The organism is Streptomyces sp. NPDC006711, from assembly GCF_042869775.1.
GTDB lineage: Bacteria > Actinomycetota > Actinomycetes > Streptomycetales > Streptomycetaceae > Streptomyces.
Map to the genome: position 1 here is coordinate 166,254 of NZ_JBIAGO010000009.1, position 24,802 is coordinate 191,055.

Genomic DNA, 24,802 nt, shown 5'->3' on the forward strand with positions numbered 1-24,802 from the left:
ACGGCCGATCATGGTTTGACCTGCGGTTTTGAGAATTACTTGGGTGAGGTGCCGACCTTCACCGTGATCGTCTGGCCGCTCCGCGGCTGGTCGACGATCGAGATCCGCGTCTTGGTGTCAGGAACCTTGACGCTTCCGGTCGGGTTCTCGGCGTACCAGTACGTGCCGAGGTGGTCGTCGAAGACCGGCACGCCCGCCTGCGACTTGATCTTGGTCGCCACGTCCGCGTTGTGCAGCGTGAAGGCGTCCGTGCGGTACTGGCTGAACGGCGCGTCGAACGGCTGGATCTTGTTGCGGATCATCGTGCCGTCGGCCCACTTGAGCGGCTTGGCGTGCGCGTCGACCGGCAGGATCAGGCCCTGGCCGGGGTGGGCCGAGACGTTGTTGTCCTTCTGGGAGGTGTCCCAGAGCCAGATGAGCAGACCCTTCTGGTACGGGTAGTGCTCGACCCAGCTCGGACGGGTCTTGGAGAAGCCGAAGTTGTACGGGCCGACCTTGAGGGTCGTGTCGTACGAGACGTACTGGCGGTTCTCCGCGAGGTAGTACTGCGGGTAGTCGTTGGTGAAGGACTGCCCGATGCGGGTGAAGTTCTTCGCCGCCCAGCCGTTGTCGCCGCCCTCGGCGCCGTCGGTGACCACGGCGGTGCCGTCGGCGGTGACGGTGATCGCGTCGGCGGTGAAGCCCTTGCCGCCCGCGCCGCCGTCCGTCTGGTAGCGGAAGCGGAGCTGGATGTTCTTGCCGGCGAACTGGTCGAGCGGGTACGACAGCTTCTTGTACGCGCCCGACGCGTCGGTCAGGGCCGGCTTGTCGCTGGAGTCGCGCGTGATGGCCTTGCCGTCGGCGGTGCCGTCGATCGCGTTCCAGCTGGCGCCGTTGTCGGTGGAGACCTCGGTGTAGAGGAAGTCGTAGTCCTTCTCGATGTCCCACCAGCCCGAAAGGTCCAGGGACGCCTTGGACTTGCCGGTCAGGTCGACCGAACGGGTCAGGGTGTTGTTGAGGTTGTCACCCATCCCGCTCCACCACTGCTTCGAACCCTCGACGGGCTTGACGACGGTGGTGGTGACTTCCTTCTTGGGCAGCTCGACGACGAGCGCCTGGTTGTCCTTGGTGTTGTACTCCGAGACGCCCAGTTTGGCGGTGACCTTCGAACCCGCCTTCACCGATGCGTAGTCGAGCCAGCCCAGCTGGAGCTTGTCCCACGCGGTCATGTCGCCGGGCAGGTTTCCGATGGAGTCCTTGCCGGTGCCGAGCCAGGAGCCCGCCGACATCAGGGACCAGAAACCGACCGAGTTCTCGGCGGTGTTGGTGGTGTCGTAGAGGTCCGGCAGACCGAGGTCGTGGCCGTACTCGTGCGCGAAGACACCGAGGCCGCCGTTCTCCGGCTGCATCGTGTAGTCGCCGACCCACATCCCGGTGTCGCCGATCTGGGTGCCGCCGGCCTTGTTGTAGGAGGGGCCGGTCTTGCCCGCGTCGGTGCCGTAGGCGTACCAGCGGTGTGCCCACAGGGCGTTGGTGCCCTGGGCGCCGCCGCCCGCCGACTCGTCCTCGCCGGCGTGCACGATCTGGAAGTGGTCGATGTAGCCGTCGGGCTCGTTGAAGTTGCCGTTGTTGTTGTAGTCGTTGCGGTCCCACTGGTCGTACTGTCCCAGGGTGGCCTTGATCTGCGCGTCCGTCTGGCCCTTGGCCTTCTGGTCGGCGACCCAGGCGTTGACGCCGTCGCGGACGGTGTCCCAGACGTTGGCGCAGTTGGTCTGGCCGCAGTAGTTGGAGCCGTAACGGGCCTCGTTGTACGGGATCTTAACCCAGTCGGTGACCTGGCCGTCGACCGAGTAGCGGCCCGATGACGTCTTCTCGTAGTACGTCTTGAGCGAGTTGACGTTCTTGCCCGTACCGAAGTACAGGTCCTGGTAGTGCTTCTGGTTGTAATCCGCCTGCCAGGCCGTGGAGTTGTCCTTGGCCCGGTCAGGCTGGGCTATCTGGTTGTGCGCCGGGCCGGGGGTGCCCCCGTACTTGGGCTGCGGCGGCTTGGGACCGTCGGGACCGTCCGGGTCGTACATGGTGGTGTTGTCGACCTTGTCGCCGAACTCCACCAGGATCGTGAAGATCTTGTCGGTCTTCTCGCGGCCGAGCTCGACGTACTTCTTGTCGCTGAGCTTCACGACGTCGGAGCCGCCGCGCTTCTCCACCTGCTTCTTGCCGGAGATGACCTGCTCGAGCGCCGCCTGGCGCTGCTGCGCCTGCTGGTCGCTGAACGGGCCCTTGAGGTTGTGCTCCTGGCCGCTGGCCCTCGACGGGTCCTGGCGCTGTACGGCCGCCGGAGCCTTCGAGTCGGCCTGGGCCGTGGCGAACGCCGACCCCGTTGCGCCGACCGTGGCTATGGCCACGAGCACGGCGGCGGCTCTTGCCGCCCTCCTGCTGCTGGTCACTTGACGATTTCCTCCCCCGCGGCCGGCACGAACCCGGGGGTGAGGAGCTGGTTCCGGTGCACGACACGCGTCTCAAGTGACGACATTGGACCGGAGTTACCAAAGAAAAGACAGATCTTGACTTGTTCGTGCCAAGTACATTATGCAGAAGGCCAGTTCCGCTATCCGAACGTGACAGGTGTGCTAACAGACCGGGACAACAGGTGCACACGTCTCGCCATCCGGACCGGGGCGCATCCCCGAATGACTCCATGCGCCCCCTGTGCACCGGCACTGTGGGTTAGGTCATGCTTACCAACAGTTCCGCTCGGGCATGGACCGTCGTAGAGTCGCTAGGCAGTGCGATCCGGTGGCCCGGGGCCGCCGGTCGAAGAACGGTCTTGAGGCTCACCCCCTATCCGAACCATGAGGACGGATAACGCCATGCCGCGTCCCACTGCCGCACAGCTCTCCTACGGTTCGGCCACCGTCGTCTTCTCGACCGTCGCCATGCTGCTGCTCTCGCGCACCGAGTCGGGCGTCGGAGTCGCGGTCATCGTGCTCGCCGCGCTGCTGCTCGGACTGCTCGTCGCCGTGACGGTCCCCATGCCGCTGTCCCGGCGCGCACGCGCGAACGGCCGCACGGCGCCGGCCAGTACAGCGCCGGTCGACCGTGCGGCCGTCCAGGAGACTTCCGCGACGACGGCTCGTCCCGGGCCCGTACGGCACCGGGAGAGCGTCCCCTCCCCCCGCGGGCAGCGCACCGCCGCCCGCGCGCACTCACTGCGGAGCTGAGACCACCACCACCGTCTTGGCCGCCTTGTCGTGCCAGCCCTGCCGATACGGCTTGTCCGCGACGATCGTGATGATCAGGACGATGTCCCACAGGCAGTAGCAGCACAGCACGAACGGCGCCCACAGCACGGCGGCCCGGGCGAGCGCGGCGTTGATGGTGGGCACCCTGCCGTCGTTGAGCATCGCCACCCGCAGCCCCAGCCACTTCTTGCCGAGGGTCTGCCCGGTCTTCGAGACCATCAGGGTGTCGTAGCCGATGTAGGCGGCGAGCGAGATCAGCAGCCACAGCAGACCCGCGCCGGAGTACGTCTTGCTGATCACCTCGGTGCCGGAGTCGCCGTTGTCCGTGGAGATCACCACGCGATTGCTTGTCGCCCATTCGATCAGGTTGAGCGGCACCGCGATGATCAGGAAGTCGATGACCCGGGCCAGGAACCGCTTGCCGAAGTCGGCGAGCGGCGGCATCCCGGCCAGCGGGTCCACACCGCCGTACTGGCCGCCGTACGGGTCCGACGGCGGTGGCGGCGCGCTGTCGTAGGGCGAGCCGCCGCCGGGGGGCGGCCCGCCGTAGGGACCACCGCCGTAAGGGCCGCCTCCGCCCGGCGGGGGCGGGCTTCCGTAGGGGCCCTGGCCGCCGGACGGGCCCGGGCCGTGGGGCGGATCAGCGGGCGGCGGCTGCGTGCCGCCGTAGGGCGAACCGCTCGGCGGAGGCTCGGACGGCTTCTTGCGGAACGGGTCGTCCTCGGGCGGCTGACCGGGCGGCGGCTGATCGGTACTCATGCCGGTAGTGCACCGCGCGCGCGAGAGCCCCGCGACCGGGGCGGGCCGTTCGGGGGGGGCGGGCCGTTCGGGCCGGGGCGTTCCGGGGAAGGGGCGGCGCCCGCGCTATCCCTGGGCCACGAACGTATGCGCCACCTTGTCGTGCCAGCACTGGCGCCACGGACGGTCGAAGAGGCACCACATCACATTCACCACGCCGACCACGAGAAGGCCCAGCACCCCGTAGACCACCCAGCGCCGCGCCGCCTGGCCGAACGTGGGCGGCTCGAACGACTCGATGCCCCGCACCTCGACCCCGCAGATCCGCTTGCCGAGCGTGCGGCCCCACTTGGCGGTGGGCAGCGCCTCGTACAGCAGCCCCAGGACGAGGAACGCGCCGAGCACGATGCCGAGGAGGCTCGCGGTCGTGCCGTCCAGGAGGTAGACGGTGACCGTACGGCCCGACAGCTTGGCCGCGTCGATCTTCTCCTGGATGTGGTCGCCGACCCGGGTGAGCAGCGGCAGGGCGAGGCCGCCCGCCACGACGCCGAGCACCGCCGTGTCGATGAGCCGCGCGCCGAGGCGCCTGCCGAGCCCGGCGGGCCGAGCCGCCGCCTGCGCCTGCGCGGCCGCGAGGAAGGGGTCGGCTACGGGCGGCTTCCACGGCGCGACCGGCTCGGTCGCCCGGGAATCGGGCTGCGCGAGCTGGTGCACCTGCTGCGCCCAGGACGCGGCCCCTCCCCCGGCCCCGGCCGCCATCGGCGACCCGGGCAGGGCGGCGGCCGGCAGCTGTTGCTGTACGGGTGCGGGCTGCGCGGGGCCGGGCTGCGCGGGCGGCAACGGGTCGGCGGGGCGCGGGAGTTGGGCCCGGGCGGGTGCGGGTTCGACGGCGGCGGGCGGCACGGGCCCCGCGAGCGCGGCGAACGGTCCGGACGGACCGGACGGGATGGGCTGCGGGGCGTGCTGATGGTGCGGCTGCGGTTGTTGATGCGGCTGCGGGTGCTGGTGCTGGTGCGGCACTGAGCCACCGGGCCGCGCACCGGCCGGGGCACCCGGGGGCCCGGACGGGCCGGGGTCCGACGACGGCGCGGGGTGACCGGGGTTCACCGCGTGCGCGGGGTTCGCCCCATGCCCGGGGTTCGCCGCGCGTTCGGGGTTCGACACGTGCGCTGGGTTCGACACGTGCGCTGGGTTCGACCCGTGCGCCGGGTTCGACCCGTGCCCGGGGCGCGGCTGCTCCGGGACTACGGGTCCGGGGGTTCCGGAGCGCCGGGGGTCGGGCAGACGCGGATCAGGAAGGCGCGGGTCGGACAGGCGCGAGTCGGGCACGCGTGGGTCGGGTGATTCGGCCGGCAGGCCCCAGGAGACCCGGCGGTCCTGGTCGCCGCCGAAGCCGGACTGGTGGGCGGCGTCCGCGTGCCAGGCGGGCTGCGGTCCGTTCTGGCCGGGCGCGGCGGCCGAGGGCTCGGGCTCGTCCAGGAAGACCGGGCCGGTCTCCTCGGCGGCGGGGGCGGCCGTGGCCGGCGGCACCGCGGCGAGCGAGGGCGCGGGGGCGGGCTGGGCGCCCGGCGGCGGGGAGGGCGGCGCCTCACCGGCGGCGGGCGCGGGCCGGCTCGTGCCGGGCACCCAGGAGACCCCGTTCCAGTACCGGACATATCCCGGGATGGAGGGATCCGGGTAGTACCCCTCCCGGGCCGCGCTCCCGTCGTTGTCAGGAGGAACCGTCGCCATGTCCCCAACTCCGTTCCGATCCAGCACAGTTGATGTCCCCCGCGGTACGGCGGCCGCACCGGGCCAGACCGCGCGCTTCCGCTTGTCCCAGGAGGACCCTAACCAAGAACGCGCGGCCCGTTGGAGGAAGCCGGGCAGGAAGCCCGCGTACGGGCGACGCGCGCCGCCCGGGTCCGCCGCCGCGCGACCGCGCCCCGCGGTTGCGTACAGTCGTGGCGCATCGAACTGGTGCCCCCGGCGCAGCCGGTCAGGAAAGTGAGTGAGCAATGCGCGTGGGGCCTGGCCGGACCGGTCATGACAGCCCGGTGGACGGTCCCCCGGTGGCGGAGCCGGCGCTGCGGCGGGCGTGGACGGCGGTCGCGGCCTTCGCGGCGGTCCGCGCGCTCGGCCTGCTCGTGCTCGGCCTGTGGTCACGCGTCAACGGCGAGGACGCCCATGAGCTGCTGTCCGCGCGCTGGGACTCGCTCTGGTACGCGCGGGTCGCGGCCTGCGGCTACGACTTCACGCTGACCGCGCCGGACGGGCGGGTTCTGTCCGACCAGGCGTTCTTCCCGCTGCTTCCCTGGCTGGAGCGGGCCGTCGGCGCGGTGAGCCCGCTGGGTCCCGGCGACGCGGGCCTGCTGGTCAGCGGGATCGCGGGGCCCATGGCCGCCTGGGGCATGTATCTGATGGGCCACCACTTCTACGGCCATCGCGCGGGGCTCCTCCTGGTGACGCTGTGGGCGGCGGTGCCGGTCGGGATCGTCCAGTCGATGGCGTACAGCGAAACCCTGTTCGTGGCGCTCGCCGCCTGGTCCCTGTACGCGGTCGCGCGCGGGCGCTGGGTGGTGGCCGGGCTGCTCGCGTCGCTGGCGGGACTCACCCGGCCGGTGGGGCTCGCGGTGGCCGCCGCGCTGTGGGCGGGCGCCGTCGTCGAGGCGTGGCGCACCCGCCGTGTCGGCGCGCGGATGCTCGCCGGGATGGTGATCGCCCCGCTCGGCGCGGCCGGTTACATCCTGTGGGTGGGGCTGCGCCGGGGCCGCCTCCTGGCCTATCTGGACGTGCAGGCGGAGTGGGGCAACGGCTTCGACGGCGGTCTGGCGTACGGGAAGTTCATCGTGGCGCACCTGGGCGGCTGGCCCGTCGTGCTCGCCGGGCTCGGTCTGATCGTGGGCACCGCGCTCGCGCTGTGGGCGTACGTGGCGTGTGTGCGCGGGCGCCAGCCGCTTCCGCTGCTCGTCTACACCGGTGTCGTGCTGGCGCTCGCGCTGTGCTCGTCGGGTTACTTCGGCTCCAAGCCCCGGCTGCTGCTGCCCGCCTTCCCGCTGCTGCTTCCGGTGGCGCTCGCGCTGTCGCGGGTGCGCGCCACGCGTTCGGTGCCCCTCGTCGCGGCTCTCGCGCTCGGTTCGGCGGCGTACGGAGCGAGCTGGCTCAACGGCTCGGGGCCGCCGTAGGAGGGGCGCGGCGAAAAAGTTTCCCGTTCTCGCGTAATGAACCAGGGGCGACGCGCTCTCATCCGGTACGGCCCGCTCCCGGGCCCGTACCGCGCCGCCGCCACCCGCGTCGGCCGCGTACCGGGAAGAGAATGAGGAACCCCATGCATGTCACCGTGGTGGAGCGCGAGCTCGAACTGAAGCTGGTCCTGTCGCCCGAGCGTGCCGTCCCCGTGCCGGCCCGCCTCACCTACCGCGCCGACGACCCCTACGCCGTGCACATCGCCTTCCACATCGGGTCCGACACCCCCGTCCACTGGACCTTCGCGCGTGAGCTCCTGGTCGAGGGGGTGTTCCGGCCGTGCGGCCACGGCGATGTGCGGATCTGGCCGACGAGGACCGAGGGCCGCGGCGCGGTCCTGATGGCGCTCAGCTCGCCGGACGGCGACGCGCTCCTTGAGGCGCCCGCCGCGCAGGTGTCGGCGTGGCTCGAGCGCTCGCTGCGGGTGGTGCCGCCCGGCCGCGAGAGCGAGCTGCTGTGCGTCGACGACGGCCTGGCCGAACTGCTCGCGACCACCACCGGCCGGGGCCGGGCCGACGAGGCGTGGCTGGGGGAACGCTGGTCCCGCGACGAGTCGCGGCCGGAGGAGGGCGCGTGAGGGCCCCGGGTCAGAACAGCTTGCCCGGGTTGAGGAGACCGAGCGGGTCGAAGGCGCGCTTGACCGCGCGCTGCATCTCGATACCCACCGGGCCGAGCTCGCGGGCCAGCCACTCCTTCTTCAGGACGCCTACGCCGTGTTCGCCGGTGATGGTGCCGCCGAGTTCCAGGCCGAGCGCCATGATCTCGTCGAAGGACTCACGGGCGCGCCGCGAGGCGTCGTCGTCGGCGTCGTCGAAGCAGACCACGGGGTGGGTGTTGCCGTCGCCGGCGTGCGCGCAGACGCCGATGGTCAGGTCGTGCTTGGCGGCGATCGCCGCGGTGCCCTCCAGCATCGCGGCGAGCCGGGACCGGGGCACGCACACGTCGTCGATCATCGTGGCCGGCGCGATCGCCTCCAGGGCGGTGAGCGACAACCGCCTGGCCTGGAGCAGCAGTTCGGACTCGGCGGCGCTGTCGGCGGGGACGACGTCGGTGGCGCCGGCGGCCGCGCACAGCTCGCCCACGGCGGCGAGGTCGGCGGCCGCGCCGGGTGTGTCGAAGGCGGCGAGCAGCAGCGCCTCGGTGCTCTCGGGCAGCCCCATGTGGGCCATGCGGTTGACGGCCTGGATGGTGGTGCGGTCCATGAGTTCGAGCAGCGAGGGGGTGTGGCCGCGCTCCATGATCGCCACGACGGCGTCGCAGGCGGCCGCCGCGGAGGCGAACTCGGCGGCGAGCACGAGCTGGGGCGGCGGCGCCGGCCGCAGCGCTAGCACCGCCTTGACGACGACGCCGAGGCTGCCTTCGGAGCCGACGAACAGCCGGGTCAGGTCGTATCCGGCGACGCCCTTGGCGGTGCGCCGGCCGGTGCTCATGAGCCGCCCGTCGGCGAGGACGACCTCGAGGCCGAGGACGTACTCGGCGGTCACCCCGTACTTCACACAGCACAGCCCGCCGGACGCGGTGCCGATGTTCCCGCCGATGGTGCACATCTCCCAACTGGAGGGATCGGGCGGGTAGTAGAGCCCGTGTTCGTGGACCGCGCGCGACAGTACGGCGTTGACGACGCCGGGTTCGACGACCGCGACCCGGTCGACGGGGTTGATCTCCAGGATGCGGTCCATCTTGACGAGCGAGAGGACGACGCAGCCGTCGCTCGCGTTGGCCGCGCCGGACAGACCGGTGCGCGCGCCCTGCGGCACGACGGGCACCCGCAGCGCGGTGGCCGTGCGCATGACGTGCTGGACCTGCTCGACGGTGCGGGGCAGCACCACCACGGCCGGGCTGCCCGCAGCGCAGAAGCTCGCCATGTCGTGGGCGTAGGAGGCGGTGATGTCGGGATCGGAGACGACGGCGTCCGCCGGGAGGCCCTTGCGCAGCCGTTCGAGAAGATCGTCCATGTCCTCAGCGTGGCACCCGGGGCCATCGGTGTGAACCCTTTACCCGGCCGGTCGGGCGGCGCCGGGTGTGCTCTTCGTATTGACGCACAGTGAACACCATGGAGATCGCTAAGACCGAACAGGATCCGGCCGCGGCCCGGCGGGCGGCGTGGCTCTCGGCGTCGGCGGCGGCCCAGCGCACCGCGCGGCGCCAGGGCCCGGGCCCCGTCCTGCGGCGGGCCGCCCTGGTGGCGCTCGCGGCGGGGACGCTGGTCGGGGGCGTCCTGCTGCTGCGGCCCGACGGCGGGGCCCGCAAGGAGACGCCGCCCGCGCCGGGGCCCGCCACGCGGGCCCTGACGGCGGTGGCCTCGGGGGCCCCCGCCTCGGTGGGCGATCTGACGGCGCTCATCGCGGACCGGGCGGCCTGGGTGCGCACCCACCCCAAGGACGAGGCGTCCTGGGCGGTGCTCGGCTCGGCCTATGTGGAGCGCGGGGCGCGCGGCGCGGACCCCGCCTCCTATCCGCGGGCCGAGTGGGCGCTGCGGCGGTCCCTGGAGGTGCGGCCACGGGACAACCAGGACGCCGAGATCGGCCTCGCGGCGCTCGCGGACGCCCGGCACGACTACGCGGCGGCGCGCACGCTGGCCGAGGGGGTACGGTCCCGCGCGGCCGGCCGCTGGACGTTGTATCCCCCGCTGATCGATGCCTACAGCGGGCTCGGGGACACCAAGGCCGCGGCCAAGGCGGCGGAGCGGCTGCTCGAACTGCGCGAGGGCGCGGGCGCGTTGGCGCGGGCGGGCGAGGTCTACCGTGCGCGCGGCTGGCGCGAGGACGCGTCGGTGGCGCTCGACGAGGCCGTCGCGCACGCCGCATCGCCGGTGCAGAAGGCGGCCGCGCTGACGGCGGCGGGCGATCTGGCCTGGGAGCGGGGCGAGCCGGAGGGTGCGCTGGCGCGCTACGCGGCGGCGCTGCACGCCGATCCCGGCGCGGCCTCGGCGTACGCGGGCCGGGCCAGAGCCGAGGCCGCGCTCGGCCGGGGAGCCGAGGCCCAGCGCGACTACCAGACGGCCATCGCCCGGCTGCCGGAGCCCCGATTCGCCCTGGAACTGGGCGAGTTGTACGAGTCTCAGGGCCTGGACGGCGACGCGAGGACGTGGTTCGCCAAGATGCGCGAGCTGATCGCGCGGGACGAGGCGGGCGGGGTGGACGACGCCTTGCTGCTCGGCCGCTTCGAGACGGACCACGGGGCGGCGCACGCCGCGGTGGACCGGCTGGAAGCGGAGTGGAAGGCGCATCCGAGCGCGGACGCGGAGGACGCGCTCGGCTGGGCGATGTACCACGCGGGTGAGACGGAGGAGGCGCTGACGCATCTGCGCAAGGCGACCGACTCCGGGGTGCGCAGCGCCCTGTTCTCCTACCATCAGGCCGTGATCGAGCGGGAGTTGGGCCAGTCGGGCGCGGCCCGGCGCCACCTCCAGGACGCGCTGCGCACCAATCCGTACTTCTCGCCGCTGCTCGCGCCGAAGGCGAAGGAAGCGCTCGCGGCGCTGGGTGAGCCGCCCGACGGCGGCCCGAGGGACATGTACGGGCATGTGGCGGCGGCCGCGCAGGCGGGCCCTTCGGGCTCCGACGCGGAATCCGGCGGCGGGGGCGGGGGCGGCGGCGGGGGCGCCGCGGCGTCGTCGTCCGGCTCGTCGTCGTCGGGCCAGGGTGCGCGCCGGCCCGCGAGGCCCCGCCAGGCCAGGCCCGCCAAGCCCTCGCAGCGGCACTGAGGCCCGGGGCACGGAAGAGCGGGGCCGTGGGAGCGCGGGGTTACGGGAGCGCGCGGGGCCACAGCGTGGAACCACAGCGTGGGCCATGAAAGGCCACGGCCCCACGGGTCAGGTCCGTGGGGCCGGGGACTCATGACGGTAACTCACTTACCGTACGGACGGGACCTGTTGCAGGTCAGAGGTTGCCGCGCCGCTCCTGCTCGCGCTCGATCGCCTCGAACAGGGCCTTGAAGTTGCCCTTGCCGAAGCCCATCGAACCGTGCCGCTCGATCATCTCGAAGAAGACGGTCGGGCGGTCCTGCACCGGCTTGGTGAAGATCTGGAGCAGATAGCCGTCCTCGTCGCGGTCGACGAGGATCTTCAGCTCGCGCAGCGTCTCCACGGGCACCCGGGTCTCGCCGGCCCACTCGCCGAGGGTGTCGTAGTAGGAGTCGGGGGTGTCGAGGAACTGGACACCGGCGGCGCGCATGGCCTTGACCGAGGCGACGATGTCGTTGGTGGCGAGCGCGATGTGCTGGACGCCGGGGCCGCCGTAGAACTCCAGGTACTCGTCGATCTGGGACTTCTTCTTGGCGATGGCCGGCTCGTTGAGCGGGAACTTCACCTTGAGGGTGCCGTCGGCGACGACCTTCGACATGAGCGCGGAGTACTCGGTGGCGATGTCGTCGCCCACGAACTCCTTCATGTTGGTGAAGCCCATGACGTTGTTGTAGAACGCCACCCACTCGTTCATCTTGCCGAGCTCGACATTGCCCACGCAGTGGTCGATCGCCTGGAAGAAACGCTTCTCCACGGGCGCGACCATGGGGGCGGCCTCGACGAAGCCCGGCAGGTAGGGGCCGGTGTAGCCGGAGCGCTCGACCAGGGTGTGCCGGGTCTTGCCGTAGGTGGCGATCGCGGCGAGGACGACGGTGCCGTGCTCGTCGGAGACCTCGTGCGGCTCCTCGATGCCGGTGGCGCCGTGCTCGGTGGCGTACTTGTACGCGGCGCGCGCGTCGGGCACCTCGATGGCGAGGTCCACCACACCGTCACCGTGCTCGGCGACGTGGTCGGCGAGGAAACGGCCCCGGTCGGTGGCGGGCTTGATGACGGAGGTGAAGACGAAGCGGGCGGCGCCGCTGGTCAGCACGTAGCTCGCCGTCTCGCGACTGCCGTTCTCCGGTCCGGAGTACGCCACCAGCTTCATGCCGAAGGCCGTCGAGTAGTAGTGCGCGGCCTGCTTGGCGTTGCCCACAGCGAAGACGACCGCGTCCATGCCCTTCACCGGGAAGGGGTCGGCCTGCCGCGCGGTTCCGGGGGTCTGATCCAGGGTCTCAGTCATGGAGCGAGCGTCGCCCCGAGAGGCAAGCTGCGCAATAGTTCGCGTTTTCACTGGTCAATCTGTTCAGTGGAGCCCGAGGATGGGAGGGCGTTCTGTACACGATGACCATCCGGAGGCGGCCATGGCGATCGATCATCTGGACGGGCGGCTGATCGTGCTGCTCGCGCGTGAACCCCGCATCGGGGTCCTGGAGGCGTCCCGGCGGCTCGGGGTGGCACGCGGCACGGTCCAGGCACGGCTGGACCGGCTTCAGTCCAATGGAGTCATCCGGGGCTTCGGGCCCGATGTCGATCCGGCGGCGCTCGGCTACCCGGTCACCGCCTTCGCCACCCTGGAGATCAAACAGGGTCAGGGGGCGGACGTGCGGGCCCACTTGGCGTCCGTGCCCGAGGTCCTTGAGCTGCACACCACCACCGGCCAGGGCGACATGCTGTGTCGTCTGGTGGCGCGCTCCAACGCCGATCTCCAACGTGTGATCGACCGTGTTGTCGGTTTTGATGGCATCGTCCGGGCCGCGACGGCGATCGTCATGGAGAACCCGGTCCCCCTGCGGATCATCCCGCTGGTGGAGCAGGCGGGTCAGGACTCCGTACCCGGCGGTGGCCGACCGCGCGAGGAGCGGTGGCCGACCGCGTAAGGAGCGGTGGCCGACCGCGTGAGGACAGGGGTGAGCGCGTGGGGTTCTGGGACTACCTCTCCAGCCGGCACCAGCAGCTGCTCACCGACGCCCTCCAGCACGCGAGCGCGGTGTTCCAGTGCATGGTGATCGCCACCGTGCTGGGTGTGGTGATCGGCGTGGTGACGTACCACAGCGGCTGGGCGGCGGGCCTGGCCGTCACCTCCACCTCGACCATCCTGACGATCCCCTCGCTCGCCATGATCGGCCTGCTGATCCCGCTGGTGGGACTCGGCGTGGCGCCCACGGTGGTCACCCTGACCCTGTACGGACTGCTGCCGATCGTGCGCAACTCCATCGTGGGCCTGCGCGGCGTGGACCCCTCGCTGGTGGACGCCGCCAAGGGCATCGGCATGTCGCGCGCCGCCCGCCTGCTGCGCGTCGAACTCCCGCTGGCCTGGCCCCCGATCCTGACCGGCATCCGCGTCTCCACCCAGATGCTGATGGGCATCGCGGCGATCGCGGCGTACGCCTCGGGCCCGGGCCTCGGCAACGAGATCTTCCGCGGCATCGCCTCGCTGGGCAGCGCCAACGCCATCAACCAGGTGCTCGCGGGCACCCTCGGCATCGTGGTGCTCGCCCTGCTCTTCGACGCGGCGTACGTCCTGATCGGCCGTCTCACCATCCCGAGGGGGATCCGTGTCTGAGCGATCCGAGTCCGCGTCCGTCGTGTCCGCGTCCGTCGTGTCCGGGCCTGCCGAGCCGGGGCCCGGTGGCGCCGCCACCTCGGGTGCCTCCATCCACCTGGAGAACCTGACCAAGCGCTACCCGGGCAACCCCACCCCGTCGGTGGACAGCGTCACGATGGAGATCAAGGCGGGCGAGACGGTCATCTTCGTGGGGCCCTCGGGGTGCGGGAAGTCGACCACGCTGAAGATGATCAACCGTCTGATCGAACCGACGTCGGGCCGCATCCGGATCAACGACGAGGACGTCACCGACATCGACCCGGTCAAGCTGCGCCGCAAGGTCGGGTACGCGATCCAGTCGTCCGGGCTCTTCCCGCACATGACGGTCGCCGACAACATCGCGCTGGTGCCGAAGATGGTCGGCTGGTCCAAGGCGAAGGTGAAGGACCGGGTGGAGGAAATGCTCGACCTGGTCGGGCTCGACCCGCGCGAGTTCCACGGCCGCTATCCGCGCCAGCTCTCCGGCGGACAGCAGCAACGGGTGGGCGTGGCAAGGGCGTTGGCGGCCGACCCGCCGGTACTCCTGATGGACGAACCCTTCGGCGCGGTGGACCCGATCACCCGCGACCACCTCCAGGACGAGCTGATCCGCCTCCAGCACGAACTGCACAAGACGATCGTCTTCGTCACCCACGACTTCGACGAGGCGATCAAGCTGGGCGACCGGATCGCGGTGCTGCGCGAGCACTCCCACATCGCCCAGTTCGACACCCCCGAGGCCATCCTCACCAACCCCGCCGACGACTTCGTCTCCGGCTTCGTGGGCGCGGGCGCCGCCCTCAAGCGGCTCAACCTCACCCGCGTACGGCACGTGGAGATGGCGCAGTTCCCCACCGTCACCGTGGACGACCCGCTCCAGTCGATCTTCAACAAGCTCCGCAGCGGCCCGCACAACGAACTGCTCATGCTGGACCGCAACAACCGCCCCTACAAATGGCTGCGGCGCGGCGACCTGATGCGCGCCAAGGGCTCACTCGCCCGGGCCGGACAGCTGGTGCACGACACCGTGACCCGCGACGCGACGCTGCACGACGCTCTTGAGGCGGTGCTCACCGACTCCGGCGGCCGGGTCGCGGTGACAGGGCGGCGCGGCGAGTACATCGGCGTCGTCGACATGGAGACCCTGATGAACTCCGTGCACGAACTCCTTGAGGCCGACCGGCTCGCCGCCATGGAGCACCAGCACGACCTCGAAGACCTCCGCCATCACCAGACCGAACAGGAGCTGGAGGGCGGTGCGGGGACGTCATGACGCCGAGGAACCCCGCCCCCGCCGAGCGCCCGCCGGGCGAGCACGACGTCAAGGGCCACGCCTTCCGCGACGAGCCGCCCGACCCGCTCACCGAGCCCGATGAGCCCTCGGGCCCGGCCCCCACCGCCCGGCCGGCCCGGCGCGTGACCTGGCACAAGCTCCTCCTGCTGCCGCTCGTCCTCGCGGTCGTCCTGGTGATCACCTACGTCTGGATCACGCATGCCCAGCTGGACACGATCGCGAAGAACTCCCTGGGCAACGGCAATGTGCCCCTGCGCCTGTGGCAGCACGTGAAGCTGACCGCCATCTCCACCTTCTGGGTGCTGATCATCGCGATCCCGCTGGGCATCGCGCTGACCCGGCGCGGTGTGAGCAGGGCCGCGCCACCGGTCACCGCCATCGCCAACATCGGCCAGGCCACCCCCGCGATCGGACTGCTCGCGCTCCTGGTGATCTGGCTCGGCATCGGCCCCGGCACCGCCATCATCGGCATGGTGATCTACGCCGTCCTGCCGGTGCTTTCCAACACCGTGGCCGGGCTCCGCGCGATCGACCCCCAGCTCGTCGAGGCGGCCCGCGGCATCGGCATGTCGGCCTTCGGCACCCTCGGCAGGGTCGAACTGCCGCTCGCGGTACCGCTGATCCTCGCGGGGGTGCGCACCGCGCTCGTCCTGAACGTCGGCACCGCGACGCTGGCCACCTTCGGCGGCGGCGGAGGGCTCGGCGACCTGATCACCTCCGGCATCCAGACCCAGCGCATGCCGGTCCTGGTCATCGGCTCGATCCTCACCGTGGCGCTGGCACTCTTCGTGGACTGGCTGGCCTCGCTGGCGGAAGTGGCGCTGACCCCGCGCGGTCTGGAGGAGTCGTGACGCACCGCCCCCGTACGATCCTGGCCGCCGCCGGGGCCGCGCTCTGGCTGCTCGCCGCGGTGTCGGGCTGCGGGCTCAAGTCCGGCTCGCCGATGGTCGACGACGTGGTGCCCGGCTCGCTCGGCAGGGGCCTGCCCCTCAAGGGGGCGTCCTTGACGGTCACGTCGAAGAACTTCAGCGAGAACATCGTCCTGGGCCAGATGGTCGGCCTGGTCTTCAAGGCGGCCGGCGCCGAGGTCCTCGACCGCACCAACCTGCCCGGCTCGATCAGCGCCCGCGAGGCGATCGTCAAGGGGGACGCGGACGCGATGTACGACTACACGGGCACCGGCTGGATCACCTTCCTCGGCCACAGCAAGCCGATCACCGACCCGGCGGCGCAGTGGCGGGCGGTGCGGGACGCCGACCTGAAGAACGGGGTGACCTGGCTGCCGCAGTCGGCCCTCAACAACACGTACTCGCTCGGCATCAGCCAGGCCAACAACGCCAAATACCATCTGAAGACGCTCTCGGACGTGGCCGCGCTGGCCAAGAAGGACCCCTCGGCGGTGACGATCTGCGTGGAGAACGAGTTCGCCTCGCGCGAGGACGGCCTCGTGGGCATGGAGAAGGCGTACGGGATGTCGATCCCCGCGTCCCGCATCCAGAAGATGGACGCCGGGATCATCTACACCCAGGTGTCCAAGTCCAACTCCTGCCTGCTGGGCGAGGTGTTCACCACCGACGGCCGCATCCAGGCCATGAACCTGGCGACCGTCGAGGACGACAAGCACTTCTTCCCCAACTACAACGCGGCGCCCGTGGTGCACAGCCGGACGTACGCCAAGTACCCGGCGATCGCGGCCCTGTTGGACCCGCTGAGCGCGAAGCTGACGACCCAGGTCGCGCGGAGCCTCAACGCCAAGGTCGACGTCGACGGGCAGGATCCGCATGACGTGGCGCTGGAGTGGCTGGTGCGGGAGGGGTTCATCAAGAAGGGGTGAGTGCGGCCCCCTCTTGACACCCCCCTGGGGTGGTGGCGCTCCGGCGAAACGTGCAAAGAAGGCGATGCAAAGAAAGCGTTGCAACCTTTCCTTTGCATAGCTATCTTTGGGCCATGCCCGAGAAGAACCAGCCCGCCGAGAACGCGGCCGGCGAGCGCATCCTGGACGCGCGCTCCCTGCGCGGCCTGGCCCACCCCCTGCGCATCCGGATCCTGAAGTCCCTGCGCCATGACGGGCCGGCCACCGCCTCCCAACTCGCCGAGCGCCTGGGCGAGTCGAGCGGCGCGACCAGCTATCACTTGCGCCAGCTCGCCACCCATGGCTTCGTCGAGGACGATCCGGGGCGCGGCAAGGGCCGCGAACGCTGGTGGAAGGCAGTGCACACCGGCACGACGTTCGCCGACGACCTGCACACCAGTGCCGACCCCGAAGTGCGGGGCGCCGCTGATCTGTTCATGCACGAGATCGCCGGCATCCACACCCAAGAGGTGTCGACCTGGCTCGCCACCGCGCGCGACTGGCCGGGCCCCTGGGCCACCAGCGGCGATCTGAGCGACTTCACACTGAGACTGTCCGCGGCCCAACTGCACGAACTGAACGAGAAGTTGCACGCCGTCGTCGAGACGTACCGCACGGCGGGCCCCGACACATCCGACGGCTCCGAGGCCGCCCAGATCCGGGTCCACCTGCACTCCTTCCCGCGCGCCATCCCGCCCGCCTGACCCGCGCGGCACGCGCCGCCCCGCCGAAGGGACTCACGCCATGCACAGCGACACCCACCTCCTGCTGCACCATCTGCGCGCCGCCGAACTGACCACCCGGGCGGCCGCCACCGTCCCCGGCGAGCACCGTCTGCGCGCCCGCGTCGGCTGGCTGCTGGTCGAGGTCGGGCTGCGCCTGGCCGCCCACCGAACGCCCCACCGTCGAACCCACTTCGCATGAGCGGGCCGGGGGGACACCGCGACAGACGACCGCTCACGGCGGTCCTGACCGCCAACGCCGTTTCGGCGGCCGGGAGTTCACTCACCCTCATCGGCGTGCCCTGGTTCGTGCTCCAGACCACGGGCAGCGCGGGCCGCGCCGGAGTCGTGGCCTTCTGCGCGACACTGCCGATCGTCGTGTCGGCCCTGGCCGGAGGCCCCGTCATCGACCGCGTCGGGCGCCGCCGGGTGTCGGTGGGCTCCGACGTGGTGTGCGGGCTCGCGGTCGCGACGATCCCGCTCCTGCACCAGGCCGGACTCCTCGCGTTCTGGCTGCTGTGCGCCCTGATGGCGCTCGGCGGCCTCGCGCACACCCCGGGCACCACCGCGCGCGCCGTCCTGCTGCCGGATCTGGCCCGGCGCTCGGGGCTGTCCCTGGCGCGCGCGGCCAGCGCGTACGACGCCGTCGCACGTGGCGCACGCATGACCGGCGCTGCCCTGGCCGGCGTGCTCATCGCGCTGACGGGCGCGGGCAACGTCCTGCTCATCGACGGCGCGACCTTCGCCGTGTCGGCCCTGCTCGTCGCGGCCGGCCTGCGCGGGCTCCCCGAGGCGCGGCCCCTGCGCGGCGCGCCGCCGGTCACCGTGCGGACGTACAAGGCCGAACTGCGCGAGGGATACGCCCACTTGGCGCGTACGCGGCTGCTGCTCGCGGTGGTCGCCATGGTCATGCTGATGAACGGGACCGACCAGGGCTGGAACGCCGTACTGCTCCCGGTCCACGCCGAGCGGTACCTGGGCGGCGCGTCCCAACTCGGCCTGCTGACCGCCCTGTTCGGGGCCGGCGGCCTCGCGGGCGCGCTCCTGTACGGTCTGGTCGGCCACCGCTTCTCGCGCCGTACCGTCTTCTCGGTCTGCGTGCTGCTGTGCGGGGCGCCCCGGTACGCGGTGGCCGCGCTGACCCACACCACGCTGCCACTGGCCGTCACGATGGTGGTGGCGGGACTCGCCGGCGGCACGCTCAACCCGATCCTGACCACGGTGATCTACGAGAGGGTGCCGGACGCGCTGCGCAGCCGGGTCTCCGGGGTGCTCACGGCGGGCTGCGAACTGGCGATGCCGCTCGGCGGGATCGCGGCGGGTCTCCTCGTGGAGAGCGCGGGCCCGCGCGGCGCGCTGCTGGTGGTCGGCGGGGTGTATCTGCTGGCCACGCTGAGCCCGCTGGTCTTCCCGGCATGGCGAGGCCTGGCAGCGGGGCCCGGCGGGGCGGGAGAAGCCGGCGCGGAAGCGGCTGGGACCGGCGGGGAAGAGGTCGGTGCAGCCCTCAGCAGGACGGGACCGCGTCACCCTTGTGCAGCGCCTGAAGCGCGGACACCGCGCCCTTCAGTGTCGTGACGGGGATCAGGCGCAGGCCCTTGGGCAGTTCGGAGGTGGCGTCCGAGCACTCCCCCTTCGGCACCAGGAAGACGGTCGCGCCGTCGCGCGCGGCGGCCTGGGTCTTGAGCGCGACCCCGCCGACCGCGCCGACCTCGCCGTTGCCGGCGATCGTCCCGGTGCCGGCGATGGTGCGCCCGCCGGTGAGGTCGCCGCCCGCGCCGTCGCCGTTCAGCTTGTCGATGATGCCGAGCGTGAAGAGCAGACCCGCGCTCGGGCCGCCCACGTCGGCGAGGTGCAGGTCGATCGTTACCTTGTCGGGGCTCAGGCCCAGGTAGCCGAGCGCGGCGACGGACGCGGCGTCCTGCGACTGCTTCATCTCGGCCTGGTTGTGCTCGGAGATGTCCTTCTCGCTGCCGCCGCCGGGGTAGACCGAGTCGCGGGGCATCACGGCCCGGTCGGTACGGAACCAGCCGTCGACGACGTCCGTGACACCGACGTCCGCGTCGGGCCCCGTCGCCAGGATCGTGGTCATCCGCAGCTGCCCGGTGGTGGGACGGGTGGGGGCGCCGGTGATGGTGATCACCGGCTTGCCCGCGTCGTCCCCCAGCACGTTCGCGGTCGGCCCCGGCTGCGCCACCGCGAACGGCAGCGGCGCGAAACAGGCGACGGCGAGCAGCGCGACGACCGGAGCGGCGCCGATGGCGAGGTTACGGAGGCGGGGGTGACGAAAGAGCACGGGCCCAATCTATCCGTACGCTTCCCACCGACGGCCGCACGCCCCTTGCCGCACGCGGCCGGGGGCGGGCCCTGGGCGCCGCCGCTCACCGCAGGGCGTCGGCGACTTCCCTCGCCGCGTCCACCACTCGGGGCCCGACCCGCTCGGGCACGGCGTCGGCGAGCATCACCACGCCCACGCTGCCCTCTATCCCGGTGACCCCGACCAGCGGCGCGGCGGCGCCGCTCGCGCCGGCCTCCAGCTCGCCGTGCGTGAGGGTGAAGCCGGGCTCGGCGAGCCCGCCGTTCTGCCGCGCCGCGAGGATCGCCCGGCCAGCGGCCCCCTTGTCCAGGGGGTGGCGGAACCCGGCGCGGTAGGCGACGTGGTAGTCCGTCCAGGTCGGTTCGACCACGGCCACCGCGAGCGCGTCCGAACCGTCGACCAGGGTGAGGTGGGCGGTGGCGCCTATGTCCTCGGCCAGCGAGCGCAGCGCGGGCAGCGCCGCCTCGCGCACCAGCGGGTGCACCTGGCGGCCCAGGCGCAGCACCCCGAGCCCGACCCTGGCCCGCCCGCCGAGGTCGCGGCGGACCAGGGTGTGCTGTTCGAGGGTGGCGAGCAGACGGTAGACGACCGTGCGGTTGACCCCGAGTTTGTTGGACAACTCGGTGACCGTCAGGCCGTGGTCGGTGTCGGCGAGCAGCTTGAGGACACGCAGTCCCCGGTCGAGCGTCTGGGAGGTCTCCGCGGTCACGACCCACTCCTTAGGTGGCGAGTCGCGGCGGCGCTCTCACGTGATTCGCGACACCGGTCCCGTCGGCGGCGCGCGCAGAGCCCGCCGGCGAGGCCAAGGCACCGGCTGCGCTCCGCGGCGACGCTGCCACGGGGCGATTTGCATGGCGGGGACAGTAGCGAGCGGACACCGCTCAGCGGAAGACCTCGTCCAGAATCCGGGCGCGAGCAGAATTCCGCGCGCCGGTAAAGGGGCGTAAGGGAACCGTTGGATGGACAAATAAACGCCGGAAGCGATGAATTTGATCCCTGTTCGATCACCTTCGGGACCAAAGTCCGTATCACGAGGGACCTTGGCCGGGCGCCAGGGATTTGCCGGGACATTACCGTGGGCGACGTCCGGGGGGCGTCCGTGGGGGCCGCTCCTCGTGCCCATCCCGACCGCATGGGATCGAGCGGGGCCCGGCAGCGCACGCCGGGCCCCGCTCGCGTTCCCGGGCGCCTACTTCATGCGGGTGGCCCACTCCTGCACCTTCTTGATCCGCTCACGGAGCTGGCCCGCCGACGCCTCGGCGCTCGGCGGGCCGCCGCACACCCGGCGCAGCTCGGTGTGGATGACGCCGTGCGGCTTGCCGCTCTGGTGGACGTACGCGCCGACCATCGTGTTGAGCGACTTGCGCAGTTCCAGCAGTTCCTTGTGCGAGACCACGGGCCGCCGCTCGGCGGGCATTTCGAGCAGGTCGGCCTGGTCGGCCGGCTTCTGGCGGCTGTGCGCGATCTGCCGGGCCTGCCGCTTCTGGAGCAGCATCTGCACCTGGTCGGGTTCGAGGAGCCCAGGAATGCCGAGGTAGTCCTGCTCCTCCTCGCTCCCCGGGTGGGCCTGCATGCCGAATTCGGCGCCGTTGTACATGACGCGGTCGAACACGGCGTCGGATTCAAGGGCCTCGAAGGGCAGCGCGTCCTGCTCCCCGGTGTCCTCGTCCTCCTGCTTGTTCGCGTCGTCCATTTCCTGTTCGGACTCGGCGTAGGGGTCTTCCTCGCCGTCCTTCTTCGGTTTGTCGAGCACGTGGTCGCGCTCGACCTCCATCTCATTGGCGAAGCTCAGCAGCATCGGAATGGTGGGGAGGAAAACGGAAGCGGTCTCACCGCGCCGGCGCGAGCGGACGAAACGGCCGACGGCCTGGGCGAAGAAGAGGGGGGTCGAAATGGTGGTGGCGTACACGCCGACCGCGAGCCGCGGCACGTCGACGCCCTCCGACACCATGCGCACGGCGACCATCCACCGGTCGTCGTTCGCGCTGAACTCGTCGATCCGCTTGGAGGCGCCGGTGTCGTCGGAGAGGACGACCGTCGCCTTGGAGCCGGTGATCTCGCGGATCAGCTTGGCGTAGGCGCGGGCGGAGTCCTGGTCGGAGGCGATGACGAGCGCGCCCGCGTCCGGGATGGCCTTCCTGACCTCGGTCAGGCGCTGATCGGCGGCGCGCAGCACATTGGGCATCCAGTCGCCGCGCGGGTCGAGCGCGGTGCGCCAGGCCTGCGAGATGGCGTCCTTGGTCATGGGCTCGCCGAGCCGGGCGGCGATCTCGTCGCCCGCCTTGGTGCGCCAGCGCATGTTGCCGCTGTAGCTCATGAATATGACCGGCCGCACGACGCCGTCGGCGAGCGCGTTGCCGTATCCGTACGTGTAGTCGGCGGAGGAGCGCCGGATCCCGTCGTTCCCCTCCTCGTACGTGACGAACGGGATCGGGTTGGTGTCCGAGCGGAAGGGGGTGCCGGTGAGCGCGAGGCGCCGGGTGGCGGGGTCGAACGCCTCCAGGCACGCCTCGCCCCACGACTTGCTGTCACCGGCGTGGTGGATCTCGTCGAGGATGACGAGCGTCTTGCGCTGCTCGCACCGGTTGCGGTGCAGCATCGGGCGCACGCCGACGCCGGCGTAGGTGACGGCGACACCGTGGTACTCGCGGTTCAGCGGGCCCGCGCTGTAGTCCGGGTCGAGCTTGATGCCGACGCGGGCCGCCGCGTCCGCCCACTGCTTCTTGAGGTGTTCGGTCGGCGCGACGACGGTGATCTGCTGCACCACGTGGTGGTGGAGCAGCCACGACGCGAGCGTCAGCGCGAACGTCGTCTTGCCGGCGCCGGGCGTCGCGACGGCGAGGAAGTCGCGGGGCTGCTCCTGGACGTACCTCTCCAGGGCGCCCTGCTGCCAGGCACGCAGCTTGTTGGCGGTGCCCCAGGGGGCGCGGCCGGGGAAGGCGGGCGAGAGGTGGTGGGAGGCGGTAGTAGTCACGGTCTCCGGTTCGGGTCTCTCGGTGTACGGGGTCACGGGCATCCGGGCCGCGGGGGCCCGGCGGGGCTTACGTACGACAACCGGGCCACCCTACCGGCGCGGGCCCCGGTCCCCCGCCGCATCGCCTCGCGGCAGCCCACCCATGAGATCGGGCTCACACCCGGACCGCAGGGCTCCGCCCCGGACCCCGTCCCCAGGGGCGAACGGGCTGAGGACGCGCGTGCGGGCCGGCACCGGCCCCGTCCAGGGGCGCGGGGAACTGCGCGCCCAGCCACGCACGGTCCGCAGCCAAGGTCCCTGGGGCTCCGCCCCAGACTCCGGTGATGGCCCCACCCCGCCCCTTCCCGAAACCCTCCGGGGGCTTGTGAGCGGGCCGAGCTCCAGAATCCCGGGGCTCCGCCCCGGACCCGTTCGCGCTGAAGGCGCTCGTCCTCAAACGCCGGACGGGCTGAGGTATGCCAGACGGGCCAGCATCGCCCCCTACCAGGGGCGAACGGGCTGAGGATGCCCATGCGGGCCGGCATCCGCCCCGCCAGGGGCGCGGGGAACTGCGCGCCCAGCCACGCACGGCGCGGCCGGGCCGATCCCCCGGCGGGTTCGGGGAAGGGGCGGGGTGGGGTGAATCCCGGGTGGAGCCGGCCCCCGCCGCTCAGCGCACGCGAACCCGCCCCGCGACGAACACCCCGCCCAACGCCACCACCCCCATCGGCAGGAACACCACCAAGAACGCCCCCGGGTGCGAACCCGAGCCCCCCGCCACCGACCCACCCCCCAGCGCCGCGAACCCCGCCCCACCCCCCGCCAGCAGCAGCACATTGCACAGCCCGTCCGAGATCTGGAGCGCCGCGGAATTCGCCCCGGCCTCCCGCGGAGCCGACAGCTTGAGCAGCAGCACGCTCGTGGAGGTGATGACCACGCCCATCCCGAAGCACCCCACACCCCAGGCGACGGCCACCACCCACACCGGCACCGCCGGCAGAAGCACACTGGGCGCCGCCAGGATCGCGAGGGCCACCAGGACCATCCCGGCCACCATGAACCGTTCCCGGTGCGCCTCGACCCGGGGCCGCGCCTGGACGTAGGAGCCCAGCGCCCACGTCGCCCCGCCCACGGCCAGCGAGAGCCCGGCCATCGTGGGGGTGAGACCGCGCTCGGTGACGAGCATCAGCGGCACGAACGATTCCGCCACGATGAACGACCCCGCCGCCACCCCCCGCAGCAGCACCACCGAGGGCAGTCCCCGCGCCGACCGCCAGGTGCCGTGCGGGAGCAGCGCGCGCGGCCCGACGACGGCGGGTCCGAGCAGGGCCGCGCCCGCGAGGAAGGGGAGCACGGACAGCCACCTGAGGTCCTGCCCGGCGTACTGCAAGAGCCCCGCCCCCGTCGAGATGCCGAGCGCGAGCTTGATCCGGCGCCGGTCGAAGGGTTCGACGGGCGCGGCCGGGTCGGCGGGCCCGGACGCGATGCGCCGCGTCGCCGGCAGCGCGAGCGCCAGCGGGAACACCACGAGCACCGGGATCCCGAGGAACACCCAGCGCCAGCCGAGCTGTTCGGTGACCGTCCCCGCGACGAGCGGCCCCACCACGGAGGGCACGACCCAGCCCGCCGCGAACGCCGCCATGATGGTCGGCTGGAGACGCGCGGGGTAGGCCCGGCCCATCACGACGTACACCGCGACGATCACCAGGCCGCCGCCGAGCCCCTGCACGGCGCGGCCCGCGATGAACGTCCACATGTTCATCGCCGTCCCCGAGAGCACGAGCCCCGCCGCGAACCCGCTGATCCCCACGCCCAGCGCCCCGAGCGGCCCGCGCCGGTCGGCCCACTGGCCCGCGACCACCATCCCGAACAGGCTGGTCGTGAAGTACGCGGAGAAGGCGAAGGCGTACAGCGACACCCCGTCGAGCCGGCGCGCGGCGACGGGCATCGCGGTGCCGACGGCGGTCGCCTCGAACGCGATCAGCAGCACGACGGTGATGATCCCGAAGCTCAGCGCGCGGCGCTCCCGCCCGAGGATCCCGCCTTCCAGGAGGTCGCCGGCAGGGACATCGGCGACGTCGGCATCGATCGGTTCAAGGGCGCTCATTCGCT

At 71.9% G+C, this 24,802-nt stretch carries 21 protein-coding genes; 12 read left to right on the forward strand and 9 right to left on the reverse strand.

Annotation, left to right across the window (positions count from 1 at the left end; all coding sequences use genetic code 11):
- Positions 1 to 35: 35 nt before the first annotated feature.
- Positions 36 to 2,426 (reverse strand): immune inhibitor A domain-containing protein, encoded by a 2,391-nt coding sequence (locus ACFYM2_RS20040; RefSeq protein ID WP_359005039.1) that lies wholly within the window; start codon positions 2,424 to 2,426, stop codon positions 36 to 38.
- Positions 2,427 to 2,849: 423 nt separating this feature from the next.
- Between ACFYM2_RS20040 and ACFYM2_RS20045 the strand changes: the two genes are divergently transcribed.
- On the forward strand, positions 2,850 to 3,200 hold the full coding sequence (locus ACFYM2_RS20045) for a hypothetical protein (RefSeq protein WP_359005036.1): 351 nt from the start codon (positions 2,850 to 2,852) through the stop codon (positions 3,198 to 3,200).
- On the opposite strand, the gene ACFYM2_RS20050 is transcribed toward ACFYM2_RS20045, so the two are convergent.
- The gene (locus ACFYM2_RS20050; RefSeq protein ID WP_359005033.1) at positions 3,186 to 3,980 is read right to left on the reverse strand and encodes an RDD family protein; all 795 of its coding nucleotides are present in this window, start codon (positions 3,978 to 3,980) and stop codon (positions 3,186 to 3,188) included. The two genes, ACFYM2_RS20045 and ACFYM2_RS20050, sit on opposite strands and share 15 nt — an antisense overlap.
- A gap of 105 nt (positions 3,981 to 4,085) precedes the next feature.
- Complete coding sequence (locus ACFYM2_RS20055; RefSeq protein WP_388837718.1) at positions 4,086 to 5,690, reverse strand: RDD family protein; 1,605 nt, start codon at positions 5,688 to 5,690, stop codon at positions 4,086 to 4,088.
- A 266-nt stretch (positions 5,691 to 5,956) separates the two neighbouring features.
- On the opposite strand from ACFYM2_RS20055, the gene ACFYM2_RS20060 reads away from it, so the two are divergent.
- Positions 5,957 to 7,123, forward strand: coding sequence for a hypothetical protein (locus ACFYM2_RS20060; RefSeq protein ID WP_388837721.1), 1,167 nt, complete (start codon positions 5,957 to 5,959; stop codon positions 7,121 to 7,123).
- Between the two features lie 143 nt (positions 7,124 to 7,266).
- Positions 7,267 to 7,761: an SsgA family sporulation/cell division regulator gene (locus ACFYM2_RS20065; RefSeq protein WP_388837724.1), complete on the forward strand. Its 495-nt coding sequence runs from the start codon at positions 7,267 to 7,269 to the stop codon at positions 7,759 to 7,761.
- 10 nt (positions 7,762 to 7,771) lie between these two features.
- On the opposite strand, the gene ACFYM2_RS20070 is transcribed toward ACFYM2_RS20065, so the two are convergent.
- Complete coding sequence (locus ACFYM2_RS20070) at positions 7,772 to 9,139, reverse strand: FAD-linked oxidase C-terminal domain-containing protein (RefSeq protein WP_359005023.1); 1,368 nt, start codon at positions 9,137 to 9,139, stop codon at positions 7,772 to 7,774.
- Between the two features lie 98 nt (positions 9,140 to 9,237).
- Between ACFYM2_RS20070 and ACFYM2_RS20075 the strand changes: the two genes are divergently transcribed.
- The gene (locus ACFYM2_RS20075) at positions 9,238 to 10,890 is read left to right on the forward strand and encodes a tetratricopeptide repeat protein (protein WP_359005020.1); all 1,653 of its coding nucleotides are present in this window, start codon (positions 9,238 to 9,240) and stop codon (positions 10,888 to 10,890) included.
- Positions 10,891 to 11,065: 175 nt separating this feature from the next.
- Here ACFYM2_RS20075 and hppD read toward each other — a convergent pair whose 3' ends face one another.
- Complete coding sequence (gene hppD, locus ACFYM2_RS20080; protein WP_350230651.1) at positions 11,066 to 12,211, reverse strand: 4-hydroxyphenylpyruvate dioxygenase; 1,146 nt, start codon at positions 12,209 to 12,211, stop codon at positions 11,066 to 11,068.
- 121 nt (positions 12,212 to 12,332) lie between these two features.
- Here hppD and ACFYM2_RS20085 point away from each other — a divergent pair, with 121 nt between their 5' ends.
- The 8 genes from ACFYM2_RS20085 (at position 12,333) to ACFYM2_RS20120 (ending at position 18,998) form a co-directional block, all read left to right on the forward strand.
- Positions 12,333 to 12,848 carry an Lrp/AsnC family transcriptional regulator gene (locus ACFYM2_RS20085; protein WP_350230652.1) on the forward strand — a complete coding sequence of 172 codons (516 nt, stop codon included), beginning with the start codon at positions 12,333 to 12,335 and terminating at the stop codon, positions 12,846 to 12,848.
- 38 nt (positions 12,849 to 12,886) lie between these two features.
- A complete protein-coding gene (locus tag ACFYM2_RS20090) occupies positions 12,887 to 13,534 on the forward strand; it encodes an ABC transporter permease (protein WP_350230653.1) in 648 nt (215 codons plus the stop codon).
- Positions 13,535 to 13,571: 37 nt separating this feature from the next.
- On the forward strand, positions 13,572 to 14,828 hold the full coding sequence (locus ACFYM2_RS20095) for a betaine/proline/choline family ABC transporter ATP-binding protein (RefSeq protein WP_388455741.1): 1,257 nt from the start codon (positions 13,572 to 13,574) through the stop codon (positions 14,826 to 14,828).
- A complete protein-coding gene (locus tag ACFYM2_RS20100; protein WP_388455604.1) occupies positions 14,825 to 15,700 on the forward strand; it encodes an ABC transporter permease in 876 nt (291 codons plus the stop codon). The genes ACFYM2_RS20095 and ACFYM2_RS20100 overlap by 4 nt, the downstream gene beginning before the upstream one ends.
- A 17-nt stretch (positions 15,701 to 15,717) precedes the next feature.
- Entirely contained in the window at positions 15,718 to 16,683 is a 966-nt protein-coding gene (locus ACFYM2_RS20105; protein WP_388837837.1) for a glycine betaine ABC transporter substrate-binding protein, read from the forward strand.
- A 113-nt stretch (positions 16,684 to 16,796) separates the two neighbouring features.
- Entirely contained in the window at positions 16,797 to 17,405 is a 609-nt protein-coding gene (locus tag ACFYM2_RS20110) for an ArsR/SmtB family transcription factor (protein ID WP_388837727.1), read from the forward strand.
- Positions 17,406 to 17,445: 40 nt separating this feature from the next.
- A complete protein-coding gene (locus ACFYM2_RS20115) occupies positions 17,446 to 17,625 on the forward strand; it encodes a hypothetical protein (RefSeq protein WP_359005007.1) in 180 nt (59 codons plus the stop codon).
- The gene (locus ACFYM2_RS20120) at positions 17,622 to 18,998 is read left to right on the forward strand and encodes an MFS transporter (protein WP_359005004.1); all 1,377 of its coding nucleotides are present in this window, start codon (positions 17,622 to 17,624) and stop codon (positions 18,996 to 18,998) included. Before ACFYM2_RS20115 ends, ACFYM2_RS20120 begins: the two co-directional genes overlap by 4 nt.
- Here ACFYM2_RS20120 and ACFYM2_RS20125 read toward each other — a convergent pair.
- From ACFYM2_RS20125 to ACFYM2_RS20140, 4 genes are all read right to left on the reverse strand, one after another.
- On the reverse strand, positions 18,928 to 19,716 hold the full coding sequence (locus ACFYM2_RS20125; protein WP_388455609.1) for a S16 family serine protease: 789 nt from the start codon (positions 19,714 to 19,716) through the stop codon (positions 18,928 to 18,930). The two genes, ACFYM2_RS20120 and ACFYM2_RS20125, sit on opposite strands and share 71 nt — an antisense overlap.
- Before the next feature lie 85 nt (positions 19,717 to 19,801).
- On the reverse strand, positions 19,802 to 20,446 hold the full coding sequence (locus tag ACFYM2_RS20130) for a helix-turn-helix domain-containing protein (protein ID WP_350230659.1): 645 nt from the start codon (positions 20,444 to 20,446) through the stop codon (positions 19,802 to 19,804).
- 480 nt (positions 20,447 to 20,926) lie between these two features.
- The gene (locus ACFYM2_RS20135) at positions 20,927 to 22,753 is read right to left on the reverse strand and encodes a DEAD/DEAH box helicase (RefSeq protein WP_388455611.1); all 1,827 of its coding nucleotides are present in this window, start codon (positions 22,751 to 22,753) and stop codon (positions 20,927 to 20,929) included.
- 607 nt (positions 22,754 to 23,360) lie between these two features.
- Positions 23,361 to 24,797: an MFS transporter gene (locus ACFYM2_RS20140; RefSeq protein ID WP_388837731.1), complete on the reverse strand. Its 1,437-nt coding sequence runs from the start codon at positions 24,795 to 24,797 to the stop codon at positions 23,361 to 23,363.
- Positions 24,798 to 24,802 lie beyond the last annotated feature (5 nt).